Origin of the sequence: Sandarakinorhabdus cyanobacteriorum (assembly GCF_002251755.1) — a bacterium.
Lineage (GTDB): Bacteria > Pseudomonadota > Alphaproteobacteria > Sphingomonadales > Sphingomonadaceae > Sandarakinorhabdus > Sandarakinorhabdus cyanobacteriorum.
This window is the reverse complement of sequence record NZ_NOXT01000124.1, coordinates 41,186-58,697: the sequence shown is the minus strand read 5'-3', so window position 1 is coordinate 58,697 and position 17,512 is coordinate 41,186. Positions and strand designations below refer to the sequence as shown.

Annotated in this window: 17 protein-coding genes and 1 other RNA gene; 5 read left to right on the top strand and 13 right to left on the bottom strand. The window is 67.3% G+C overall.

Going from position 1 to position 17,512, the window contains the following annotated elements:
* Window positions 1-3: 3 nt before the first annotated feature.
* Both CHU93_RS15170 and CHU93_RS15165 read right to left on the bottom strand, forming a co-directional pair.
* A complete protein-coding gene (locus CHU93_RS15170) occupies window positions 4-330 on the bottom strand; it encodes a YbaB/EbfC family nucleoid-associated protein (protein WP_086117188.1) in 327 nt (108 codons plus the stop codon).
* A 3-nt stretch (window positions 331-333) separates the two neighbouring features.
* Complete coding sequence (locus tag CHU93_RS15165) at window positions 334-1,989, bottom strand: DNA polymerase III subunit gamma/tau (RefSeq protein ID WP_094474995.1); 1,656 nt, start codon at window positions 1,987-1,989, stop codon at window positions 334-336.
* 144 nt (window positions 1,990-2,133) lie between these two features.
* Between CHU93_RS15165 and ffs the strand changes: the two genes are divergently transcribed.
* Window positions 2,134-2,224, top strand: an RNA gene (ffs, locus tag CHU93_RS15160) — signal recognition particle sRNA small type.
* Window positions 2,225-2,236: 12 nt separating this feature from the next.
* Here ffs and CHU93_RS15155 read toward each other — a convergent pair.
* The 7 genes from CHU93_RS15155 to CHU93_RS15125 all read right to left on the bottom strand — a co-directional run bounded on the left by CHU93_RS15155 (window position 2,237) and on the right by CHU93_RS15125 (window position 8,444).
* Window positions 2,237-3,088, bottom strand: a complete 852-nt coding sequence (locus CHU93_RS15155) for a hypothetical protein (protein ID WP_094474994.1) — start codon at window positions 3,086-3,088, stop codon at window positions 2,237-2,239.
* Complete coding sequence (locus CHU93_RS15150) at window positions 3,088-3,567, bottom strand: putative periplasmic lipoprotein (protein WP_094474993.1); 480 nt, start codon at window positions 3,565-3,567, stop codon at window positions 3,088-3,090. Before CHU93_RS15150 ends, CHU93_RS15155 begins: the two co-directional genes overlap by 1 nt.
* A 17-nt stretch (window positions 3,568-3,584) precedes the next feature.
* On the bottom strand, window positions 3,585-5,000 hold the full coding sequence (locus CHU93_RS15145) for a tetratricopeptide repeat protein (protein ID WP_243375714.1): 1,416 nt from the start codon (window positions 4,998-5,000) through the stop codon (window positions 3,585-3,587).
* Between the two features lie 138 nt (window positions 5,001-5,138).
* A complete protein-coding gene (locus CHU93_RS15140; protein ID WP_094475069.1) occupies window positions 5,139-5,759 on the bottom strand; it encodes a CsgG/HfaB family protein in 621 nt (206 codons plus the stop codon).
* A 134-nt stretch (window positions 5,760-5,893) separates the two neighbouring features.
* A complete protein-coding gene (locus tag CHU93_RS15135; protein ID WP_094474991.1) occupies window positions 5,894-6,226 on the bottom strand; it encodes a 2Fe-2S iron-sulfur cluster-binding protein in 333 nt (110 codons plus the stop codon).
* 20 nt (window positions 6,227-6,246) lie between these two features.
* Window positions 6,247-7,377 carry a cysteine desulfurase family protein gene (locus tag CHU93_RS15130; protein WP_094474990.1) on the bottom strand — a complete coding sequence of 377 codons (1,131 nt, stop codon included), beginning with the start codon at window positions 7,375-7,377 and terminating at the stop codon, window positions 6,247-6,249.
* Complete coding sequence (locus CHU93_RS15125) at window positions 7,374-8,444, bottom strand: cysteine desulfurase family protein (protein WP_094474989.1); 1,071 nt, start codon at window positions 8,442-8,444, stop codon at window positions 7,374-7,376. The genes CHU93_RS15130 and CHU93_RS15125 overlap by 4 nt, the downstream gene beginning before the upstream one ends.
* 66 nt (window positions 8,445-8,510) lie before the next feature.
* Here CHU93_RS15125 and CHU93_RS15120 point away from each other — a divergent pair, with 66 nt between their 5' ends.
* Window positions 8,511-9,158, top strand: coding sequence for an alpha/beta hydrolase (locus CHU93_RS15120; protein WP_086117197.1), 648 nt, complete (start codon window positions 8,511-8,513; stop codon window positions 9,156-9,158).
* Window positions 9,159-9,343: 185 nt separating this feature from the next.
* Here the strand turns inward: CHU93_RS15120 and CHU93_RS15115 are convergent, their stop codons facing one another.
* Together CHU93_RS15115 and mgtE are read right to left on the bottom strand one after the other, a co-directional pair.
* The gene (locus CHU93_RS15115; RefSeq protein ID WP_094474988.1) at window positions 9,344-9,754 is read right to left on the bottom strand and encodes a DUF1489 family protein; all 411 of its coding nucleotides are present in this window, start codon (window positions 9,752-9,754) and stop codon (window positions 9,344-9,346) included.
* On the bottom strand, window positions 9,751-11,160 hold the full coding sequence (gene mgtE / locus CHU93_RS15110; protein ID WP_086117618.1) for a magnesium transporter: 1,410 nt from the start codon (window positions 11,158-11,160) through the stop codon (window positions 9,751-9,753). The genes CHU93_RS15115 and mgtE overlap by 4 nt, the downstream gene beginning before the upstream one ends.
* Window positions 11,161-11,372: 212 nt before the next feature.
* Here mgtE and CHU93_RS15105 point away from each other — a divergent pair, with 212 nt between their 5' ends.
* Window positions 11,373-11,858 carry a PEPxxWA-CTERM sorting domain-containing protein gene (locus CHU93_RS15105; RefSeq protein WP_094474987.1) on the top strand — a complete coding sequence of 162 codons (486 nt, stop codon included), beginning with the start codon at window positions 11,373-11,375 and terminating at the stop codon, window positions 11,856-11,858.
* Between the two features lie 6 nt (window positions 11,859-11,864).
* On the opposite strand, the gene CHU93_RS15100 is transcribed toward CHU93_RS15105, so the two are convergent.
* Window positions 11,865-12,416, bottom strand: a complete 552-nt coding sequence (locus CHU93_RS15100; protein ID WP_094474986.1) for a hypothetical protein — start codon at window positions 12,414-12,416, stop codon at window positions 11,865-11,867.
* Between the two features lie 81 nt (window positions 12,417-12,497).
* Between CHU93_RS15100 and CHU93_RS15095 the strand changes: the two genes are divergently transcribed.
* Together CHU93_RS15095 and CHU93_RS15090 are read left to right on the top strand one after the other, a co-directional pair.
* A complete protein-coding gene (locus CHU93_RS15095) occupies window positions 12,498-13,394 on the top strand; it encodes a hypothetical protein (protein WP_165768771.1) in 897 nt (298 codons plus the stop codon).
* A 3-nt stretch (window positions 13,395-13,397) separates the two neighbouring features.
* The gene (locus tag CHU93_RS15090; RefSeq protein WP_094474984.1) at window positions 13,398-13,760 is read left to right on the top strand and encodes a hypothetical protein; all 363 of its coding nucleotides are present in this window, start codon (window positions 13,398-13,400) and stop codon (window positions 13,758-13,760) included.
* A 138-nt stretch (window positions 13,761-13,898) separates the two neighbouring features.
* Here the strand turns inward: CHU93_RS15090 and mfd are convergent, their stop codons facing one another.
* On the bottom strand, window positions 13,899-17,510 hold the full coding sequence (mfd, locus tag CHU93_RS15085) for a transcription-repair coupling factor (RefSeq protein WP_094474983.1): 3,612 nt from the start codon (window positions 17,508-17,510) through the stop codon (window positions 13,899-13,901).
* Window positions 17,511-17,512 lie beyond the last annotated feature (2 nt).

Below are 17,512 nucleotides of genomic sequence, written 5' to 3'. Positions count from 1 at the left end.
TCCTCAGAATTCGGGCAGTTTGAAGCCGGGGGGCAGTTGCATGCCGGCAGTGAGCTTTGACATTTCGGCGCTGCCGGCTTGATCGGCCTTGTTCTTGGCGTCGTTGAACGCCGCAACCACCAGATCTTCCAGCATTTCCTTGGAATCGGCGGTGAGCAGGCTGGGATCGATCTCCACCCCGCGGACGGCGCCGCGGGCGGTGGCGCGGACCTTGACGAGGCCGCCGCCGGACGCGCCCTCGACAAGGATATTGTCGAGTTCGGCCTGGGCGCGGGCCATCTGCTGCTGGACGTTGCGGGCGGCGTTCATCAATTCATCAAGGCTGGGCATGGTTCAGGCGCTCCGGGCGAGGGGGACTGGGTCTTCGGCATCCGGGAATGCGGCCTTCAATGCGGCCACGACCGGATCGGATTTCATCTTTTCGATCAAGGCTTTGCCTTCGGCAATCTCGATCTCGCGCAAGGTGGGCCCGCCGCCATCGGCGTGCCATTCAACGTGCCATTTGGTGCCGGTCCACCCAGCGAGGCAGGTGGCGATGGCGGCCTTCACGTCGCCGGGCAGGCCGGTGGCGGCGAGGCTGAGCGATGGTGGCGTGCAGGCAATCAGGCGGATTTCGTCGTGGAGATAGTGCGCCAGCCGCGCCTCTCCCCGTTGTCGGAACAGGGCGACCAGCGTGGCAAAATCGGCGGGAAGCGTGGCCGCAGCCGGGCCTGCGGTGGCCGCAACCGGCGCGCTGGTGGTGGCCGGGCCGGGTGCCGGTGCCCGCGCGCCCGCTTCCGGTGACCGATCCTGTTGCAGCTGCCGGATGAGGCTGCCGGGATCGGGCAGATCGGCGGCGTGGCACAGCCGCAGCAGCGCCATTTCGGCGGCCTGCAGCGGCACCGGGGCCTGGTTCACCTCCTCCAGGCCCTTCAGCAGCATCTGCCACAGCAGCGACAGGCGCGGGAAGCCCAGCGCCTTGGCCCAATTGTCGAGCGCGGCCTGTTCCTCGGCCGACAGGGCAGGATCGTGGCGGGGGGCCATGCGCTGCCGGGTGATGCCGTGCACCAGATCGAGCAGTTCGCGCAGCAGCTGGGCCGGATCCTGGCCCAGATCATATTGGCGGGCGATGGCGGCCATCAGGCCGGGCACATCGCCGGCCAGCACCTGGCCGAACAGATCGCGCACCGCCGACCGGTCGGCCAGGCCCAGCATGTCGCGCACGGCGGCCGCCGTGATGGTTTCCCCCGAATGGGCAATTGCCTGATCCAGGATCGAAAGTCCGTCGCGCACGCTGCCTTCGGCGGCGCGGGCAATCAGGGCGAGCGCATCGGCTTCGGCCGCCACGCCTTCGGCATCGAGGATGCGGGCGAAATGGCCGGCCAGCATGTCGGCCGGGATGCGCTTCAAATCAAAGCGCTGGCAGCGCGACAGGATCGTGGCCGGCACCTTGTTCACCTCGGTGGTGGCCATGATGAATTTCACGCCCGGCGGCGGTTCCTCCAGCGTTTTCAGGAGCGCGTTGAACGCCGCCTTCGACAGCATATGGACTTCGTCGATGATGTGGATCTTGTAGCGGGCGGAGACGGCGGCATAGCGCACGCCCTCGATGATCTCCCGCACATCATCCACCCCGGTGTTGGAAGCGGCGTCCATTTCCACCACGTCGATATGGCGGCCGGCGGCGATGGCGGTGCAGGGTTCGCATTGCCCGCATGGGGATATTGTGGGGCCGCCCTGGCCATCGGGGCCGATGCAGTTCAGTGCCTTGGCGATGATGCGGGCGGTGGAGGTTTTGCCGACCCCGCGCACCCCGGTCAGCAGCCAGGCCTGCGCCAGCCGGCCGCGGGCGATGGCGTTGCCCAGCGTTTGCACCATGGCATCCTGGCCCAGCAGGGCATCAAAGCTGGCCGGCCGATATTTGCGCGCCAGCACCCGATAGGCCGCCGGCGCTGTGGCCGTGGCCGGAAGATCAAGGCCGGGGAAGGCGATATCGGATTCGTCGGACATCGGCGCTGTTGTAGCGGGCGGGGCGGGTGGCGTCACGTGCTGGATGGGGGCGCGGTGGCCCCCTCCGCCCTGCGGGCACCTCCCCCAGAGGGGGAGGATCGCGTTCGGCTCTTGCACTTTGGCCGGTGGCCCGCCATATGCGCTGCGGGAGCCGGGCGGACAGTGCGCTCGCCAACCCGGTCAGGTCCGGAAGGAAGCAGCCGTAACGAACCCGCTCTGGGTCGTTCCCGGCTCCCACCCCAGCAGTTCAGCGCAGCGTGCTTGCCAGCCGCTCCATCACCTCGTTGGCCAGCTCGGCACCGATCTGCGCCGGGGTTGGCCGTTGCGGCGCGGCGCGCTGGAAGCCGCCGGGTCCGGCGACCAGGCCGGGGCGCGGCATGTCGGGCACGCCGATGCTGGTGAAGCTGGCGAGCACGGCGGCGGTCTTCAGATTCTTCACCTCGATGCGGAACTTGGTGCCGATCGGCGAATCGCTGGCCACGATCTGCCGCACCTCGATCAGCACGCTGGTGCGGGCCATCAGCGCGTCGGTTTCCAGTGTCTGGATATTGGCATCACCGCTGACATCGGACCTGGCGCCCTTGGTGCGCATGGCGATGGAGCGATCGACAAAGCGCACGCCGGCAGCCTGCAGCCGTTCGGTGAAGGCGGTTTCCACCGCGGCATCATCCTCGGCATCCAGGTTGGCGCCTGGCTGCACCTCCCGCAGGCGGGTGCGGCCCACGGTGACATCGGTGGTGCTGGTGCCGGCGGCATAGCCGGCGCTGTTGGAACTGCGCGCGGCAATGCCATAGCCGGCGACGGCCGTGCTGTTGGACGAGCCCAGAGCCACGCCTTCGGCGCTGCGGGTCACGGTGCCACGGGTCACATATTCCGACTGCACTTCATCCGAGAAGCGGCGGTTCCAGAGCAGCATCATCGTGGGCGATTTCAGCGCCTGATAACGGCTGCGGAACGCGCCTGACCGGTCGCGCACGATCACCGGTGGCGGCGTGAGCACGGCCGGCTGGCCATCGCGATAGAGCGAGCCCGAGGGCGGCGGCGCCTGGGCAAAGGCCGGGGCAGCAATGGCCAGGGCCAGGAAGGGCAGGGCGCGCATCACAGGTTCGGCCTCAGTTCGACATAGAAGGCGCCAACCTTGCCGCCAGCGATGCTGTTTTCCTCGTAACCGGCGGTGGCGCGGGGGCTGAGAAACACGGTGCGCCAGGCCGACGGCTGTTCGGTGGGCATCTGGTTGGCATCAAGGAAGTTGGTGCGCAGCTGCACGGTGATCGGCTGGCTCTTGCAGTTGACCAGCCGCACGAACACCTTCAGCCCCTGATTGGGATTGCGCACCGCCTGCACGCCTTCGATGATGATGCGGCGGCCGAGCTTGCGATCGGTGAACTGCACGGCATTGAGATCAATCGGCGTCATCGAGGAGGCGACGTTGGCGACCAGCGCCGGGCCGGCCGAATCGCCAAAGGCACGGGCCTTCCAGGTGTCGCAGGTGACCACGCGGTTTTCGGCGGCAGCGGCCGGCACCGCCATCGCGGCGCCAGCAACCGCCAGGCTGGAAAGGAACAGGGCACGCATCATCTCACGTCTCCTCGGGCTCACAGCTGCGCCAAAGTCTCTCGCAGCAACTTGTTCTTGGCAACCGCATCCTTGCGCTTGGCGACGGCGGCCTTCACCCGGGCATCATCGCCGGGCACATCCCCAGATACGAGTGCCGAGCGCGAGCGGGTCCAGACGACTTGGCAGGCCTTGTCACCGCCCTGCATCACCACAGCGGGTTTCATGTCGAGCGGGCCAGTGTCGCCCATGAAGCGCACATCGACCTTGGCCGGGCCCTTGGCGACGCCGGTGGCGATCGACAGGCCATCGGGCAGCTGATCCCAATAGCGGATATCGGCATCGGCCTTGGCGGCGGACGAGAACATCGAGAACAGGGCGCCGACGCCAGCCATCACCGCGCCGGCGGTGCCGGCATCGCCGCCCTGGCCCATCATGGCGAGGCCCATGTTCATGGCGCCGCTGCCGATGGCGCCGGTGGTCTGCTTGAAATTGGCCTTGCCCTTCAGGATGCCATCAATGGCACGGCCACCACGGGTGGTGGCCTGGAAGCCGAGGCTGGACATCTGCAGCGCGGGCGCCACCTCGGGCTTCAGGCCGGTGGAGGCGAACTGGAACAGCGTCTGTTTTTCCGGCGGGTTGGCTTCGGGAATGCGGAAGACCAGCTTTTCCTTCATGGCGCCATCCTGCGCCTTGATCGGGCCAGCGCCGGTTTCGGCGATCATCAGCACATTATGGTCCTTGGGCGGCACGGTGATGCCGGGCTGGGCCAGGGCGGCGACATCAAAATCGGCCTTGCCATCGCTTTCGCCCATGCAACGCGTGGACCAGCCGATCAGATAGTTCATCACGGCAAAATCGGACTGGAATTCTTCGGCTTCCGACACCGTGTCCTGATATTCGGCGCCCTTGAAGCTGGCGCGGGCATTGCCGTAATCGCCTTTGCGCAAATAGAGCAGGCCGCGGTAATAATAGGCCATGGCGCGCTCATAGGGTTCGCCCTTGAAATCCTTGTTGGCTTCCTTGGCGAAGGTGTCGCGGGCGCGGCTGGCCAGCGCATCCTTGGCGTAGACGGTTTCAATGCGCTGCAGCGCCTGGTCAAAGGCCTTTTCGGCGGTGGCATAATCGCCGACTTCCATCGCGGCGAGGCCAAGGCGCTGGAAATTGACCACGGCATTGCGTTCGCCGCCAAACCACAGGTTGGACCAATAGGGCTTCAGCGCATCGGGCTTGTTGGCCAGAAAAGCCTCGGTTTCATCAGGATAGGGGCCTTCGCCATATTGGCGCTTCCAGGCGGCGATCTGCTTGGCGCGGGCCTTCGGGTCCACGGCGGCAGTGTCGGCGGCCGGGGCCGGTGCTGGCGCTGCGACAGGCGCCGGCGCGGCAGCGTCACCCGCAGCGGGCGGCACCACGGCCCGGGTTTGCGCCAGGGCGCTGCTGCTGGCCAAGGCAGCCATGATGGCAATTTGGAATCCGTGCTTCATTTGTCCCCCCACAACATGGTCAGATCCTGCCGGCCTTGCCCCTTTGCCCGCGGGCTGGCCGGTTCTGGGCGGGGGGTGCGGCCGCTGACCCAGCCAGCCCCCCGGTGAAGATCAGCGATAGACGACGTCGTCGCGCGAGGCGCGGACCACGACGAACGGTTCGGAGATGTAGACCGTTTCCGTGGTTTCCATGTCGATCAGCTCGAAGATGACCTGGATGGCGCGCTGGGTCATGCCGGTGGTGTTGTTGCGGCTGTCCTGGCTGGTGATGCGGCCGACAAGGCGATAATCGGTGCCGGCAACCGCCTTGGTCATGCCGCGCGTGCCAACATCGGTCTGGCCCTGGCGCTTCAGCTCGCGCTCTTCCATCACGTCCTGGATATTCTCGCGGGACAGGAAGCGCAGCTTGCCGGCGGCGGCGCGGATCAACTGGGCGCGCAACTGGTCGGAGAAGAGATCGGTGTCGATGCGCTGGCTCGACTGATTGCGGATGCGCGACCCTTCGAGGATCACGCGCGGCGGCACCGGGGTGCCGACAATATCCTGCCGCTGCAACAGATCGCGCACGATGCGATCGGACATGCCGATGATGTCGCGCATTTCGATGCCGGTGCCGGCGACGAGGCCACGGTTCTGCGGATCAATGTCAACCGCGCCCTGGCCCTTTTTCTGGGCGGCAACCGGTGTGGCGGCGCTGGCCACCAGGGCGCCCAGCACTGCCCCACGCATCATGAGGCCCATCAAACTACGCATGCGTTCCTACCCCTCGCAAAGGAAAACCAAAGATGCGACCCGTTTGCCGGTTGGCGGGAAGCATTCCACGTTGGCAAACCGGAATCAATGTGAATTCAGTGTGAACTTTCGAGTCAACGGCTCATGTCCACCACGCCGCGCGGCATTTTCACGTCCAGCGCGGCCATGCCGGCGACCAGCTTGATCTGGCAGGCCAGCCGGCTCTGGCGGTTGGCGCCGGCGGCGAAATCCAGCATGTCCTCCTCCTCCTCCGACGGCGGCGGCAGCGCCGCGACATCGCCGCCGACGAGATGGACATGGCAGGTGGAGCAGGCCATCGCGCCTTCGCAGGTGCCTTCCAGCGGCTGGCCATGGGCCTGGGCCAGATCGAGCAGCCGGTCGCCGGGCTGGGCATCGACGAGGGTCTCGCTGGCACCATCGGCCGAAAGGAAGCGGATGCGGATCATGGCCTGAAGATGTGCCGCGATCAGGCGAATTCGGCAAGATGGGCGGCGACCACGGCGTTGATCTGGGCGGCGGCGGCGTCGATCTCGGCCAGCGTGGTAAAGCGGCCGAAACCGAGGCGCAACGAGGCCTTGGCCTGGGGTTCGGACAGGCCAAGCGCGGTCAGCACATGCGATGCGCGGCCGGTGACGGCGGCGCAGGCCGATCCGGCCGAGATGGCAAGGCCGGGCAGGCGCTGGATCAGTGGCACGGCGACGCCGGGGAAGCTGAGGCTCAAATTGCCGGGCCAGCGCCGGTCAAGGCTGCCGTTGACCTGGTGCGGGACGGTGAGGGCCGCGAGCAGGGCGGTGCGCAGCGCCAGCGCATGGGCGTGATCGGCGGCCATGCGGGCGGCGGCGATGCGGGCGGCTTCGCCCAGCCCGACGATGAGCGCGGTTGGCAGCGTGCCGGAGCGGCCATCTTCCTGGCCGCCGCCGTGGAGCAGTGGGGTGATGCTGGTGAACGGCCGGCGATAAAGCGCGCCGACGCCCTTGGGCCCATGGCATTTGTGGGCGGTGAGACTGAGCAGATCGATGCCCATTGCCTCCACATCGATGGGCAGCTTGCCGAAGCCTTGCGCGGCATCGACATGGAAGACGGCGCCGACGCTGTGGGCCAGCTGGCCGATGGCGGCCAGATCCTGGGCGACGCCAATCTCGTTGTTGACCGCCATGACGGAGACGAGGGCGACATCCTCCCCCAGCGCGCGGGACAGATCGCCCAGATCGACCAGGCCATCGGCGCGGACGGGGACGATGCTGAGCTGGGCGCCGATGCCGGCGAGATAATGGGCGGTTTCAAGCACGCTGCTGTGCTCGGTCGCCAGCGTCACGATGCGGCGGCGGGTCTGGCCCGGCGCGGTGAGCAGGCCCTTCAGCGCCCAATTGTTGCTTTCGGTGGCGCCACTGGTGAAGGCGATGGCTTCGGACGGCGCATTGAGGAGCGCGGCGACGTGGGCGCGGGCGGCCTCCACCGCGGCCTTGGCCTTGTAACCCCACAGATGGGCGCTGTGCGGGTTCCCAAAGCCGGTGATGCCCCACGGCTCCATGGCGGCGGCGACCGCCGGATCGAGCGGGGTGGTGGCGCCATAATCTAGATAGAGGGGCATGGTCATGAACGGTTTCCGAGGCGGGTGGCCAGCGCCGCCCAGGCGGCGGCGAAGGCGTTTAGTTCGGCGTCGGTGGTGGCCGGCGACAAAGAGATGCGGATCGCTTCACCGGCCGCCGCACCCAGGCCCATGGCGGAGAGCACATGGCTGGTCTTGACCTTGCCCGATGAACAGGCAGCGCCGGCCGACACCATGAACCCGTCGAGATCGAGCCGCATCACCTGGGTGCTGGCCGCCATGCCGGGCAGGCCGATGCTGCTGATGTGCGGCAGGCGCGGGGCGGCGGCACCGTGGATGATGGCACCGGCGGCGGTGAGGCGGGCTTCGAGCGCGGCGCGGCGGGCGGCGACGGCGGCCCAGTCGTGCGGCTGGGAAAGGGCGGCGGCCAATGCGGCGATGCCGGGGAGATTCGGGGTGCCGCCGCGGTGGCCGCGTTCCTGCCCGCCGCCGCGCTGCACGGGCTGGAGCCGGGCCGGATCACGGGCGATCAGCGCGCCAATGCCCATGGGGGCACCCAGCTTGTGGCCGGAAATGGCGATGAAATCGGCACCGTCGGGCAAGGGCTGCTTGCCGGCGCTCTGCACGCAATCGGCCAGCAGCAGGCCGTCATGCCGGTGTGTGAGGGCGGCGACATCGGCCAGCGGCTGCAACACGCCGGTTTCGTTGTTGCCAGCCTGCACCGCCACCAGCGCCGGGCCGGATTTGAGCAGGCGTTCCAGCGCGTTGAGATCGATGAGGCCGGATGGCAGCACCGGGGCAATCACCACATCATCGCGCGCCGCCAGCACGGCGCTGTGTTCGGTGGCGCTGGCGATCAGCGGCAGGCCGCTGCCCTGGATGGCCAGCGCCAGCGCTTCCGTGCCGCCGCTGGTGAAGATGATCTGTTCGGGCGTGCAGCCCAGCGCGGCGGCGATGGCATCGCGGCTGGTTTCCATCAGGCCATTGGCGGCGCGGCCGGCGGCGTGCACGCTGGACGGGTTGCCGGGCAGCGCGGCGGCAGCGGCCATGGCATTGATGGCAGCAGGCAGCACCGGCGTGGTGGCGGCGTGATCAAGGTAGATGTGGCTTTTCATTGCAACGGGGCCTTCGCGCGCCATATAGGGCGCAATTCTCCCTTTACAGCCAGAATCAGGAAACCCATGCCTGAAGTGATCATCGCCGGCCCGGAAGGGCGTCTTGAAGGCCGTTACCAGCCTGGCACCACCCCGCGCGCGCCGGTGGCCATCCTGCTGCAGCCGCACCCGGCCCAGGGCACGATGAACCATCCCATCGTGCTGGCGCTGTATCAAAGCTTCGTGAAGCGCGGCTTTGCCACCTTGCGCTTCAATTTCCGTGGCGTCGGCCGCAGCCAGGGCACATTCGACAACGGCATTGGCGAATTGTCGGACGCGGCCTCCGCGCTCGACTGGCTGCAGCAGTTCAACCCGGAAGCCCAGACCACCTGGGTGGGCGGTTTTTCCTTTGGCGCCTGGATCGGCATGCAGCTGTTGATGCGCCGGCCGGAGATCAAGGGCTTCATCTCGATCGCGCCGCCGGCCAACATGTATGATTTCAGCTTCCTGGCGCCCTGCCCGTCGAGCGGGATCATCATCGATGGCGAGGCCGACGAGGTGGTGCCGACCAGCGCCGTGCAGAAGCTGGTCGACAAGCTGAAGACTCAGAAGCACATCACCATCCACCACAGCACCATTCCGGGCGCGAACCATTTCTTCGCGCAGGAGATGGAGCCGCTGATGGGCGAGGTGGATAGCTATCTCGACATGCGGCTGGCGAACGGCGGGCGCTAGAGCATTTCCCGACCAATCTGGATCAGCGTCATCGCCGTTCCGGCGACCCCTGCGGGGCAGGGCGAATTTGGCCCAGGGCTGCGTCGCTCGTCGGTTACGATGCCCGCCGCATCGCGCCCTCCTCGCTTCTTGCCCTGAACCAAATTCGCCGCCGTGCCACCGATCCAGATTGGTCGGAAAACGCTCTAAACCAGCCCCAGCGCCAAAAGTTCGCGCAGCATGGCTGGCGGCAGGGCTTCGCCCGGATCGGCGCCGGCAGCCAGATCGGGCGGGGCATCTTCGGCCGCCAGATAGCGCCAGCCCTGGTGGGCACGGCATGGGCGTGGTTCCACCGGCACCGGGCCCGGCTGCAGTTCGATGGCGCATTTCATGCCCCACGGCGTTTCGGCCATGGCAATCGACACGATGGTCTGCCGCGCCACCAGCCGGTGGCCGATGATCCAGAAGATCGATCCGCCGATCAGTTCGTCGGCGCGCTTCGGCATGAACCGCGTGTGCGCCCCGGCGCGGCCCTGGCCCCACCAATGCGCCTGCCGCGCCGCCAACGTCTCGATATCCGGGCAGCCGGCGGCCACCTTGGTCAGGTTAAGGGTCATTGCAGGTTTGCGACACCCACCAGCGCGGCGAGGCCCAGAAAGCCCAGGAAGCCCATCGTGTCGGTCGTCATCGTCACGAAGATGGAACTGGCCACGGCCGGATCGGTGCGCAGCCGGGTCAGCGCCAGCGGCACCAGCACACCGGCGAGGCCCGCCACCATGATGTTGAACAGGGCCGCCGCGGCAATCACCCCGCCCAGGTTGACGCTGTTGAACAGGATGCCCACGCCCAGCCCCAGCAAGGCAGCAATGGTCAGGCCGTTCAGCATCGCCACCCGCACCTCGCGCCAGATGGTGCGGCGGGTGTTGCTGTCGGTCAGCTGCTTGGTGGCGATGGCGCGCACCGCCACCGCCATGGTCTGCGTGCCGGCATTGCCGCCGATGCTGGCGACGATGGGGGTCAGCGCGGCGAGCGTCACCAGTTTCTCGATCGTCGGTTCAAACAGCGCGATCACGCTCGATGAGATCATTGCCGTGCCCAGATTGGCCGCCAGCCAGCGCACCCGCGCCTTGTAACTTTCGACCACCGGCTCGTTGATGTCGCCATCGCCGGCGCCCGACAGTTTCAGCGCATCCTCGCCGGCTTCGGCCTGGATGATGTGCACAACGTCGTCCACGGTGATGACGCCAACCAGCTTGCCCCAGGCATCGACCACGGCGGCGGAGATCAGCGCATATTTCTGGAATTGCAGCGCCACCTCTTCCTGGTCCATGGCCACCGGGATCAGCGTCTGCTCGCGCTTCATCACGTCGCCCACCATCAGATCGGGCGGCGCGGTCAGCAGCCAGCTCAACCGCATCGTCCCCACCGGGCGGCCGGCGATATCCACCACGAAAATTTCCCAGAAATCCGTGGCCGGATCGATGCTGGCGCGGATGCGTTCGATCACCGCGCCCACGCTCATGTTCTCGGTCACCGCAACGAGGTCGCGCTGCATCAGGCGGCCGGCGGATTCCTCCGGATAATTCAGCGCGGCTTCGATGTCGGCCCGGTCTTCGGGGGCCAGCGCGCGCAGCACGGCGCGCTGTTCGTCGGCCTCCAGATCCTCGATCACCGCCACCGCATCGTCGGTGTCGAGCTGGGTGACGACTTCGGCCACCTCGCCGGGGGACAGCGCCTCCAGCACATCCTCGCGGACATAATCGTCCAGCTCGGCAATCACCTCGGCGTTCAGCAGCTCGCCCAGCGCATCGGCGAGCGGCGCGCGGGCATCCACCGGAATGGCGCCAAACAGATCGGCCACGTCGGCCGGGTGCAGCGGGCTGACCAGCGCGCGCAGGGCATCATCGTCGCCGCTGTCCAGCACAGCGGCGACTTCGGCCACGAAGGCCCGGCTCAGCCGGCCTTCCTGCAGCGCATCCGGCGCCTCGTCGGCACGCGGGTCAAGACGCAGATCATCACTCACGAACGGGCGTTATACGCGCCTTGGCCGCCAGCGCCACCCCGCCGGGCACTGGGCCGCAGGCTGGTGACATCGCTGTTGATACTGCAAGAAATCGGTAATGAAATTAACTATAGAACAATAAATTGGACAATATTGGGGGGATGATGATGCGCTTGATGCAAGTTGTGGTCCTGGCACTGGTGGCGCTGCAGGCGTAGGCCCAGGTCAGCTTTGTGGCGGATCCGGCCAGCCTGGCCGCGATGGGGCCGTTGACGACCCTGCCGGTCAGCGGCAGCCAGAATGGCCAGTTCACCTCTGTGCTCGGCGATACGACCTTCAGTGTGACAGGTGCCTTTTCGCTCCCATATATTCCTGCCGGTTTCACCTTTGGCCGCTTCAACCCCAATTCGCGCAACCAGCCGATCCGGGTGAACACCAACCTCGGCAGCTATGATTTCACGGTGCCGATGGGTTCCATCTTTGGCGGCGGGGCGTTCACCTATGCCGGCTTTGCCACCAGCGGCAGCGAACGCATCGCCAGCGTGACGTTTGCCGGCGAAATGGTTGACCCGTTTTCAACCGACCTGGGCATGGCCCAGGTGCAATATGGCAATCTTGGCACCGTGCCGGAACCGGCCAGTTGGGCGATTTTGTTGGCCGGCTTTGGCCTGTCGGGCATGATGCTGCGCCGGCGCCGGTTGAGAGTGGTTAGCGCCTGATACGGCTTACTGCCGCCGGGCGCGGCGCCAGGCCCTGACGGCCTTGCCCATATGCGCCCGGCGCAGGCCGCGCCCGGCAAGCAAACGCTTGAAATCAATGGCGCTGTCGAAATTCTGCAGCTGCCAGTGATAATAATTCACATACTCGAGCCAGGCCAGCAGGGTGAGACCGGCGGCGGCGATGGTGCGCGGGGGCCAGCCGTTGGCGGCGATGGCGAGGCCGGTGGCGATGCTGGCCACCACCAGCAGCAGCAGGGCCGGGATTTCGGCGCGGGCGCAGAAGGCCAGCAGCCCATTGGCCGCGTCTGCCCGGCCATCCAGCCGGGCCAGCACCAGCCGCCAGGCGGCCGTGCCGATGACCAGCAGAACGGCACAGGCTGCCGCTGCCAGACCGGCCGCCAGATCGGGCTGGTCGCCGGCGTTCCACACCAGGAACCAGACAAGCAGCGGCACCGCCAGCACATTGCCGGCCTCCATCTTCCAGTAACGGGCAAGATGCGCGCGCAGTTCGGCCGGGTCGCGGCCGGCAAAGCGGGAAGGCGGCGTGGTCATGGCCATGATCTAGCCGTTTCGGCGGCGTGCCGCGATGGTGGCAAATTGGCCCGGCGCGGCTATGCTGATCGGATGTCGCGCCTGTCCATGCCCAGTTCGACGCCGCTGTTTGTGGCGGCCGGCCTGTGCGTGCTGGCCATCATCACGGCCTGGCCGGAGCCCTTGGGTGATGGCTGGGGCTGGGCCACCACCGTGGCGGCAACGCTCGGCATCATCGCCTCGCTGCCGTTCTGGGATGCCGCTGGCGCGGCGCAGCGCCGGCAGGGCAAGAATCCCTTTGGCGGCGTGGTCGCGGCCGTGCTGGCCGGCGGCCTGGTTGGCGGCACGCTGCTGCATCTGGCCAATGCCACCATGCCGGGCAGCCCGGCGCGCGATGTGGTGGTGCAGGTGACCGACAAATATGTCTCGCGCGGGCGGCGCGGGCACAAGAGCTATCATGTGCGCACCACGCCGGTGCCGGGCGAGGCGCCGAGCAGCGGCCATCACCGGGTGGGCGGGCTGTTTGGCAACAGCGGCAGTTATGATGATTATCAGATCGGCGGCTGCATGAAGCTGCGATGGCGGCCGGGCTGGTGGTGGCCGGTGGTGGCGCGGCGGGAGGCGGTGGCCTGTTCGGGCCCGGCCGCCGCCACGGTTGCGCTGGCGCCGGGGGCGGTGGTGCCGATGGCGCAGCCCGGCCAGGCCTGGGCGCTGGTGCAGCAGCGGCTGGCCGTGGGGCTGGCCCGGCAGGAATTTGGCCTGGTGCTGCCGCCGGGCGGGCTGCGGGTGAACATGGTGGTGACCAGCGATGCCAATGGCATGATCCGCCAGATCATGTGGACGGACGGGATGGCGGCCCAGCCCGAGGCAGCGCGCCGCCTGATCAGCCGGGCCGTGCTGCAGGTGCCGTTTGCGCTGGCCGGGCCGGCGGGCCGTTATCGGCTGTGGCTGAAATTGGTGCCCGGTGATAAGGCGCCGGCAGGGGCGGTTGAGGAGAGGATCTGAGCGATGCAGATCTGGTTGCCGATCATCATCTATGGCACCGTGGTGGCGCTGGGGCTGGCGCTGGGCTGGTATTTCCTGTCGGGCAAACGCCCGCCCAAGGCGGTGCAGGCGATCCATTTCCTGCTGGGCTTTGGCGGCCTGGAGGTGGTGATGCTGATCACCGCGCGCAGCCGCGGTGATGCCGATCTGAAGCAAAATGCCACGATCGCGCTGGTGCTGCTGGGCTTTGCGGTGTTCAGCGGGCTGTTTGCCGGCATCATGGCCAAGCCGCGCCCGGATGTGCTTGGGATGAGCCTGGCGCTGCATGCGCTGCTGGGCGGCAGTGCCTTTCTGGTGCTGCTGAACTGGGCGATGAACGCGGCCTAGACTTGATTGCAGTTTGATTGAACCGCTCATGCTGAGCCCGCCGAAGGGCGAGCTTGTCGAGGCACGCTCCAAGCGCGCTCGGTGCCTCGACAAGCTCGGCATGAGCGGGTTTGGGATTCCAGCAAAACGCAATCGGGGCTAACGCCCGCCAAGCTTTGATTTGAACACCGCCGGGCGCATGGGTGCCCTCGGGGGAACAGGCTTGGGCGGCAGCGGCTTGCCCGTCGGTTTTGCTGGTTCCTTGGGCTTCACCACCGCGCCCTGGGACAGCTTGGCGAGGGTGGAGGCGATGCTGAGCGCGCCTTTCAGCCGGGTCTTGTCGTCGCCCCAGTCGGCGGCGATGAACAATTTCTGATCGGGCCGGATCTTGGCGCGGGCGCCCAGCCGATCGATCCAGGCCATCAGGCCATCGGTGTTGGCAAAGGCATCGCTGACAAAGCTGACCAGCGCGCCCTTGCGGCCGGCTTCCAGCTTGGCGACACGGGCGGTGACACAGGCCAGCTTGATCTCGATGACGGCGAGGAGATTTTCCACCTCCATCGGCAGCTTGCCGAACCGGTCGATCATTTCGGCGGCCAGCGCATCGATGCCGGGCCGGCCCTCCAGCTCGTTGAGGCGGCGATAGAGCGCCATGCGCACGTTCAAGTCGGGCACATAATGATCGGGGATGAGGATCGGCACCTCGGCGGTGATCTGGGGTGAGAAGGCTTCGGCCGGTGGCTTCATGCCGGCGGCTTCGGCCTTGGCCTCCAGGATCGCCTCTTCCAGCATCGATTGATAAAGTTCGAAGCCGATTTCCTTGATGTGGCCGGATTGTTCGTCGCCCAGCAGATTGCCGGCGCCGCGCTGATCAAGATCATGGCTGGCGAGCTGGAAGCCGGCGCCGAGCGTGTCGAGCTGGGAAAGGACCTGCAGCCGCTTTTCGGCGCCTTCGGTGATGGTCTGGCCCGCGGCGGTGGTGAGATAGGCATAGGCGCGGGTCTTGCCGCGCCCGACGCGGCCGCGGATCTGGTAAAGCTGGGCGAGGCCGAAGCGATCGGCGCGGTGGACGATCAGCGTGTTGGCCGAGGGAATGTCGAGGCCGCTCTCGATGATGGTGGTCGAAAGCAGCACATCATATTGCTTGTCGTAGAAGGCGCTCATGCGCTCTTCGACTTCGGATGGCGCCATCTGGCCGTGGGCGACGATGGGCTTCACCTCCGGCACCTCGCCGCGCAGGAATTCCTCCACATCGGGAATGTCGGAGATGCGCGGGACGACGATGAAACTCTGGCCGCCGCGATAATGTTCGCGCAGCAGCGCCTCGCGCAGCACCACCGGATCGAACGGCATGACATAGGTGCGCACCGCCAGCCGGTCGACCGGCGGGGTGGCGATGATCGACATTTCGCGCAAGCCCGTCAGCGCCATCTGCAGGGTGCGCGGGATCGGCGTGGCGGTGAGGGTGAGCACGTGCACATCGGCCTTCAGCGCCTTCAGCCGTTCCTTGTGGACGACGCCGAAGCGCTGTTCCTCGTCGACGATGACAAGGCCGAGGCGCTTGAAATCAATGCCCTTGGCGAGGATGGCATGGGTGCCCACCACGATGTCCACCGTGCCGTCGGCAATGCCATCGCGGGCGGCCTTGGCATCGGCGGTGGTGACGAGGCGGGAGAGGTGCCTGACCTCCACCGGCAGGCCGCGGAAGCGGTCGCGGAAATTCTGGAAATGCTGGCGGGCGAGCAGGGTGGTGGGGCAGACGACGGCGACCTGCATGCCCGACAGCGCGGCGGCATAGGCGGCGCGCAGGGCAACCTCGGTCTTGCCGAAGCCGACATCGCCGCAGACCAGCCGGTCCATCGGCTTGCCGGAGGTGAGATCGTCGATCACGTCGCCAATGGCCTTCAGCTGGTCATCGGTTTCGGCATAGGGGAAGCGGTCAACGAACGCCGCCAGGCCGTGGGGATCGATGCTGACCGGTTCGCCTTCGCGCAGGGCCCGGGCGGCGGCGGTGGCGAGAAGTTCACCCGCGATTTCGCGGATGCGGTTCTTCATTCGCGCCTTGCGCGTGCTCCAGGCCACCCCGCCCAGTCTGTCGAGGCCGACGCCTTCCGAGTCGCTGCCATAGCGCGAGAGGACGTCGATATTCTCGACCGGGACATAGAGCTTGTCGCCGCCGTCGTAGGAGAGCGCGACGCAATCATGCGGCTTGCCGCCGATGGGGATGGCAACCAGCCCGTCATAACGGCCGATGCCATGATCGCGGTGGACGATGAGATCGCCGGGGGTGAGCATGGCCAGTTCGGCCATGAAGGCATCGGCCTTGCGCGCCGACCGCGCCTTGCGGACCAGGCGGTCGCCCAGCATGTCCTGCTCGGTCAACACCAGGATGCGGCCGCGCGGCTCCGTCTTGGTGAAGCCATGATCAAGCGGCAGCACGGTGAGGACGATGTTGCCGGCGGCGGCGAGGCCCAGCGCCTCCTGCCAATGATCGGCCTGGGCAATGCGGGCGACGCCTTCGTCGATCAGCAGGCCCGACAGACGCTCGCGCGCGCCGGCGGAATAGCTGGCGAGGATCACCCGGTCGCCGGCGGCGCGGGATTGTTCGACATGCGCCCGGATCGCGGCATAGACCGGCGGGCCGCCATTGGCCTGGGCGACGCGTTCGGGGGCGAAATCGCGGGCGGGCACGGCATCGCAATCAACGGCGTTCAACGTGCCATCGGGCACGGCGTGCGGGCTGGCGGCGTGGACATGGGCAGCGGCCAGACGTTCCGCCCATTCGGCCGGGGCGAGATAGAGCGCGTCGGCGGCCAGCGGGCGATAGCTGCCCTTCTTGGCGCTGAGGGCGGCGACGCGGTTGTCGTGATAATCGGCGATGGCGTCGAACCGGTCGGCCGCGGCCTTGTCGGCCCCGCCGCTTTTGACCAGCACATCATCGCTGCCCAGCCAGTCGAACAGGGTGACAAGGCCAGGTTCGAACAGGGGCAGCCAATGTTCCATGCCGGCCAGCCGGCGCCCGTCGCTGACCGCTTCATAGAGCGGATCGGCGGTGGCGGTGGCGCCGAACCGCTCAAGCCAGCCGGCGCGGAAGGCCTTGATGCGGGCTTCGTCGAGCAGGACTTCGGAGACCGGCAGCAGGGTGAAGCCATCGGCCGGGCCGAGGCTGCGCTGGCTGGCGGGATCGAAGCGGCGGATGCTTTCAATCTCGTCACCGAAGAAATCGAGCCGCAGGCCGAAATCGGCGCCCGAGGGCATCACATCGACAAGGCCGCCGCGCAGAGCATATTCGCCCGGTTCCACCACCGTATCAACGCGGACATAGCCGTTGGCGGCGAGTTTCAGCGCCAGCGCGTTGCGGTCGATGCGGCTGCCAGGCTTCAGCCGGGCCGAGAGGCTGGCGATGCGGGCCTTTGGCAGGCAGCGCTGGGTGATGGCGTTGACGGTGGTGACCACCAGCTGCGCGCCGGTCGGCGCATCAGCCAGCGCGGCAAAGGCGGCGACCCGGTCTGACGCGGTTTTCAGCGAGGGTGAGGCGCGGTCATAGGGCAGGCAATCCCAGGCCGGCAGCAGCACCACCTCTATTTCCGGCGCGAAATAGCCGGCGGCTTCGGCAAGGCTGCGGGCCTGTGCCTCGTCGGCAGCGATGAACCAGGCCCGGCCCTTGGCGGCGCGCGCCAGATCGGCCATCAGCCAGGGCAGATAGCCTTCGCCGCAACGGGCGAGCGTGAGCGCGCGCGGCGCCGTGGCAAGGCGGGCTGGATCGATCATCG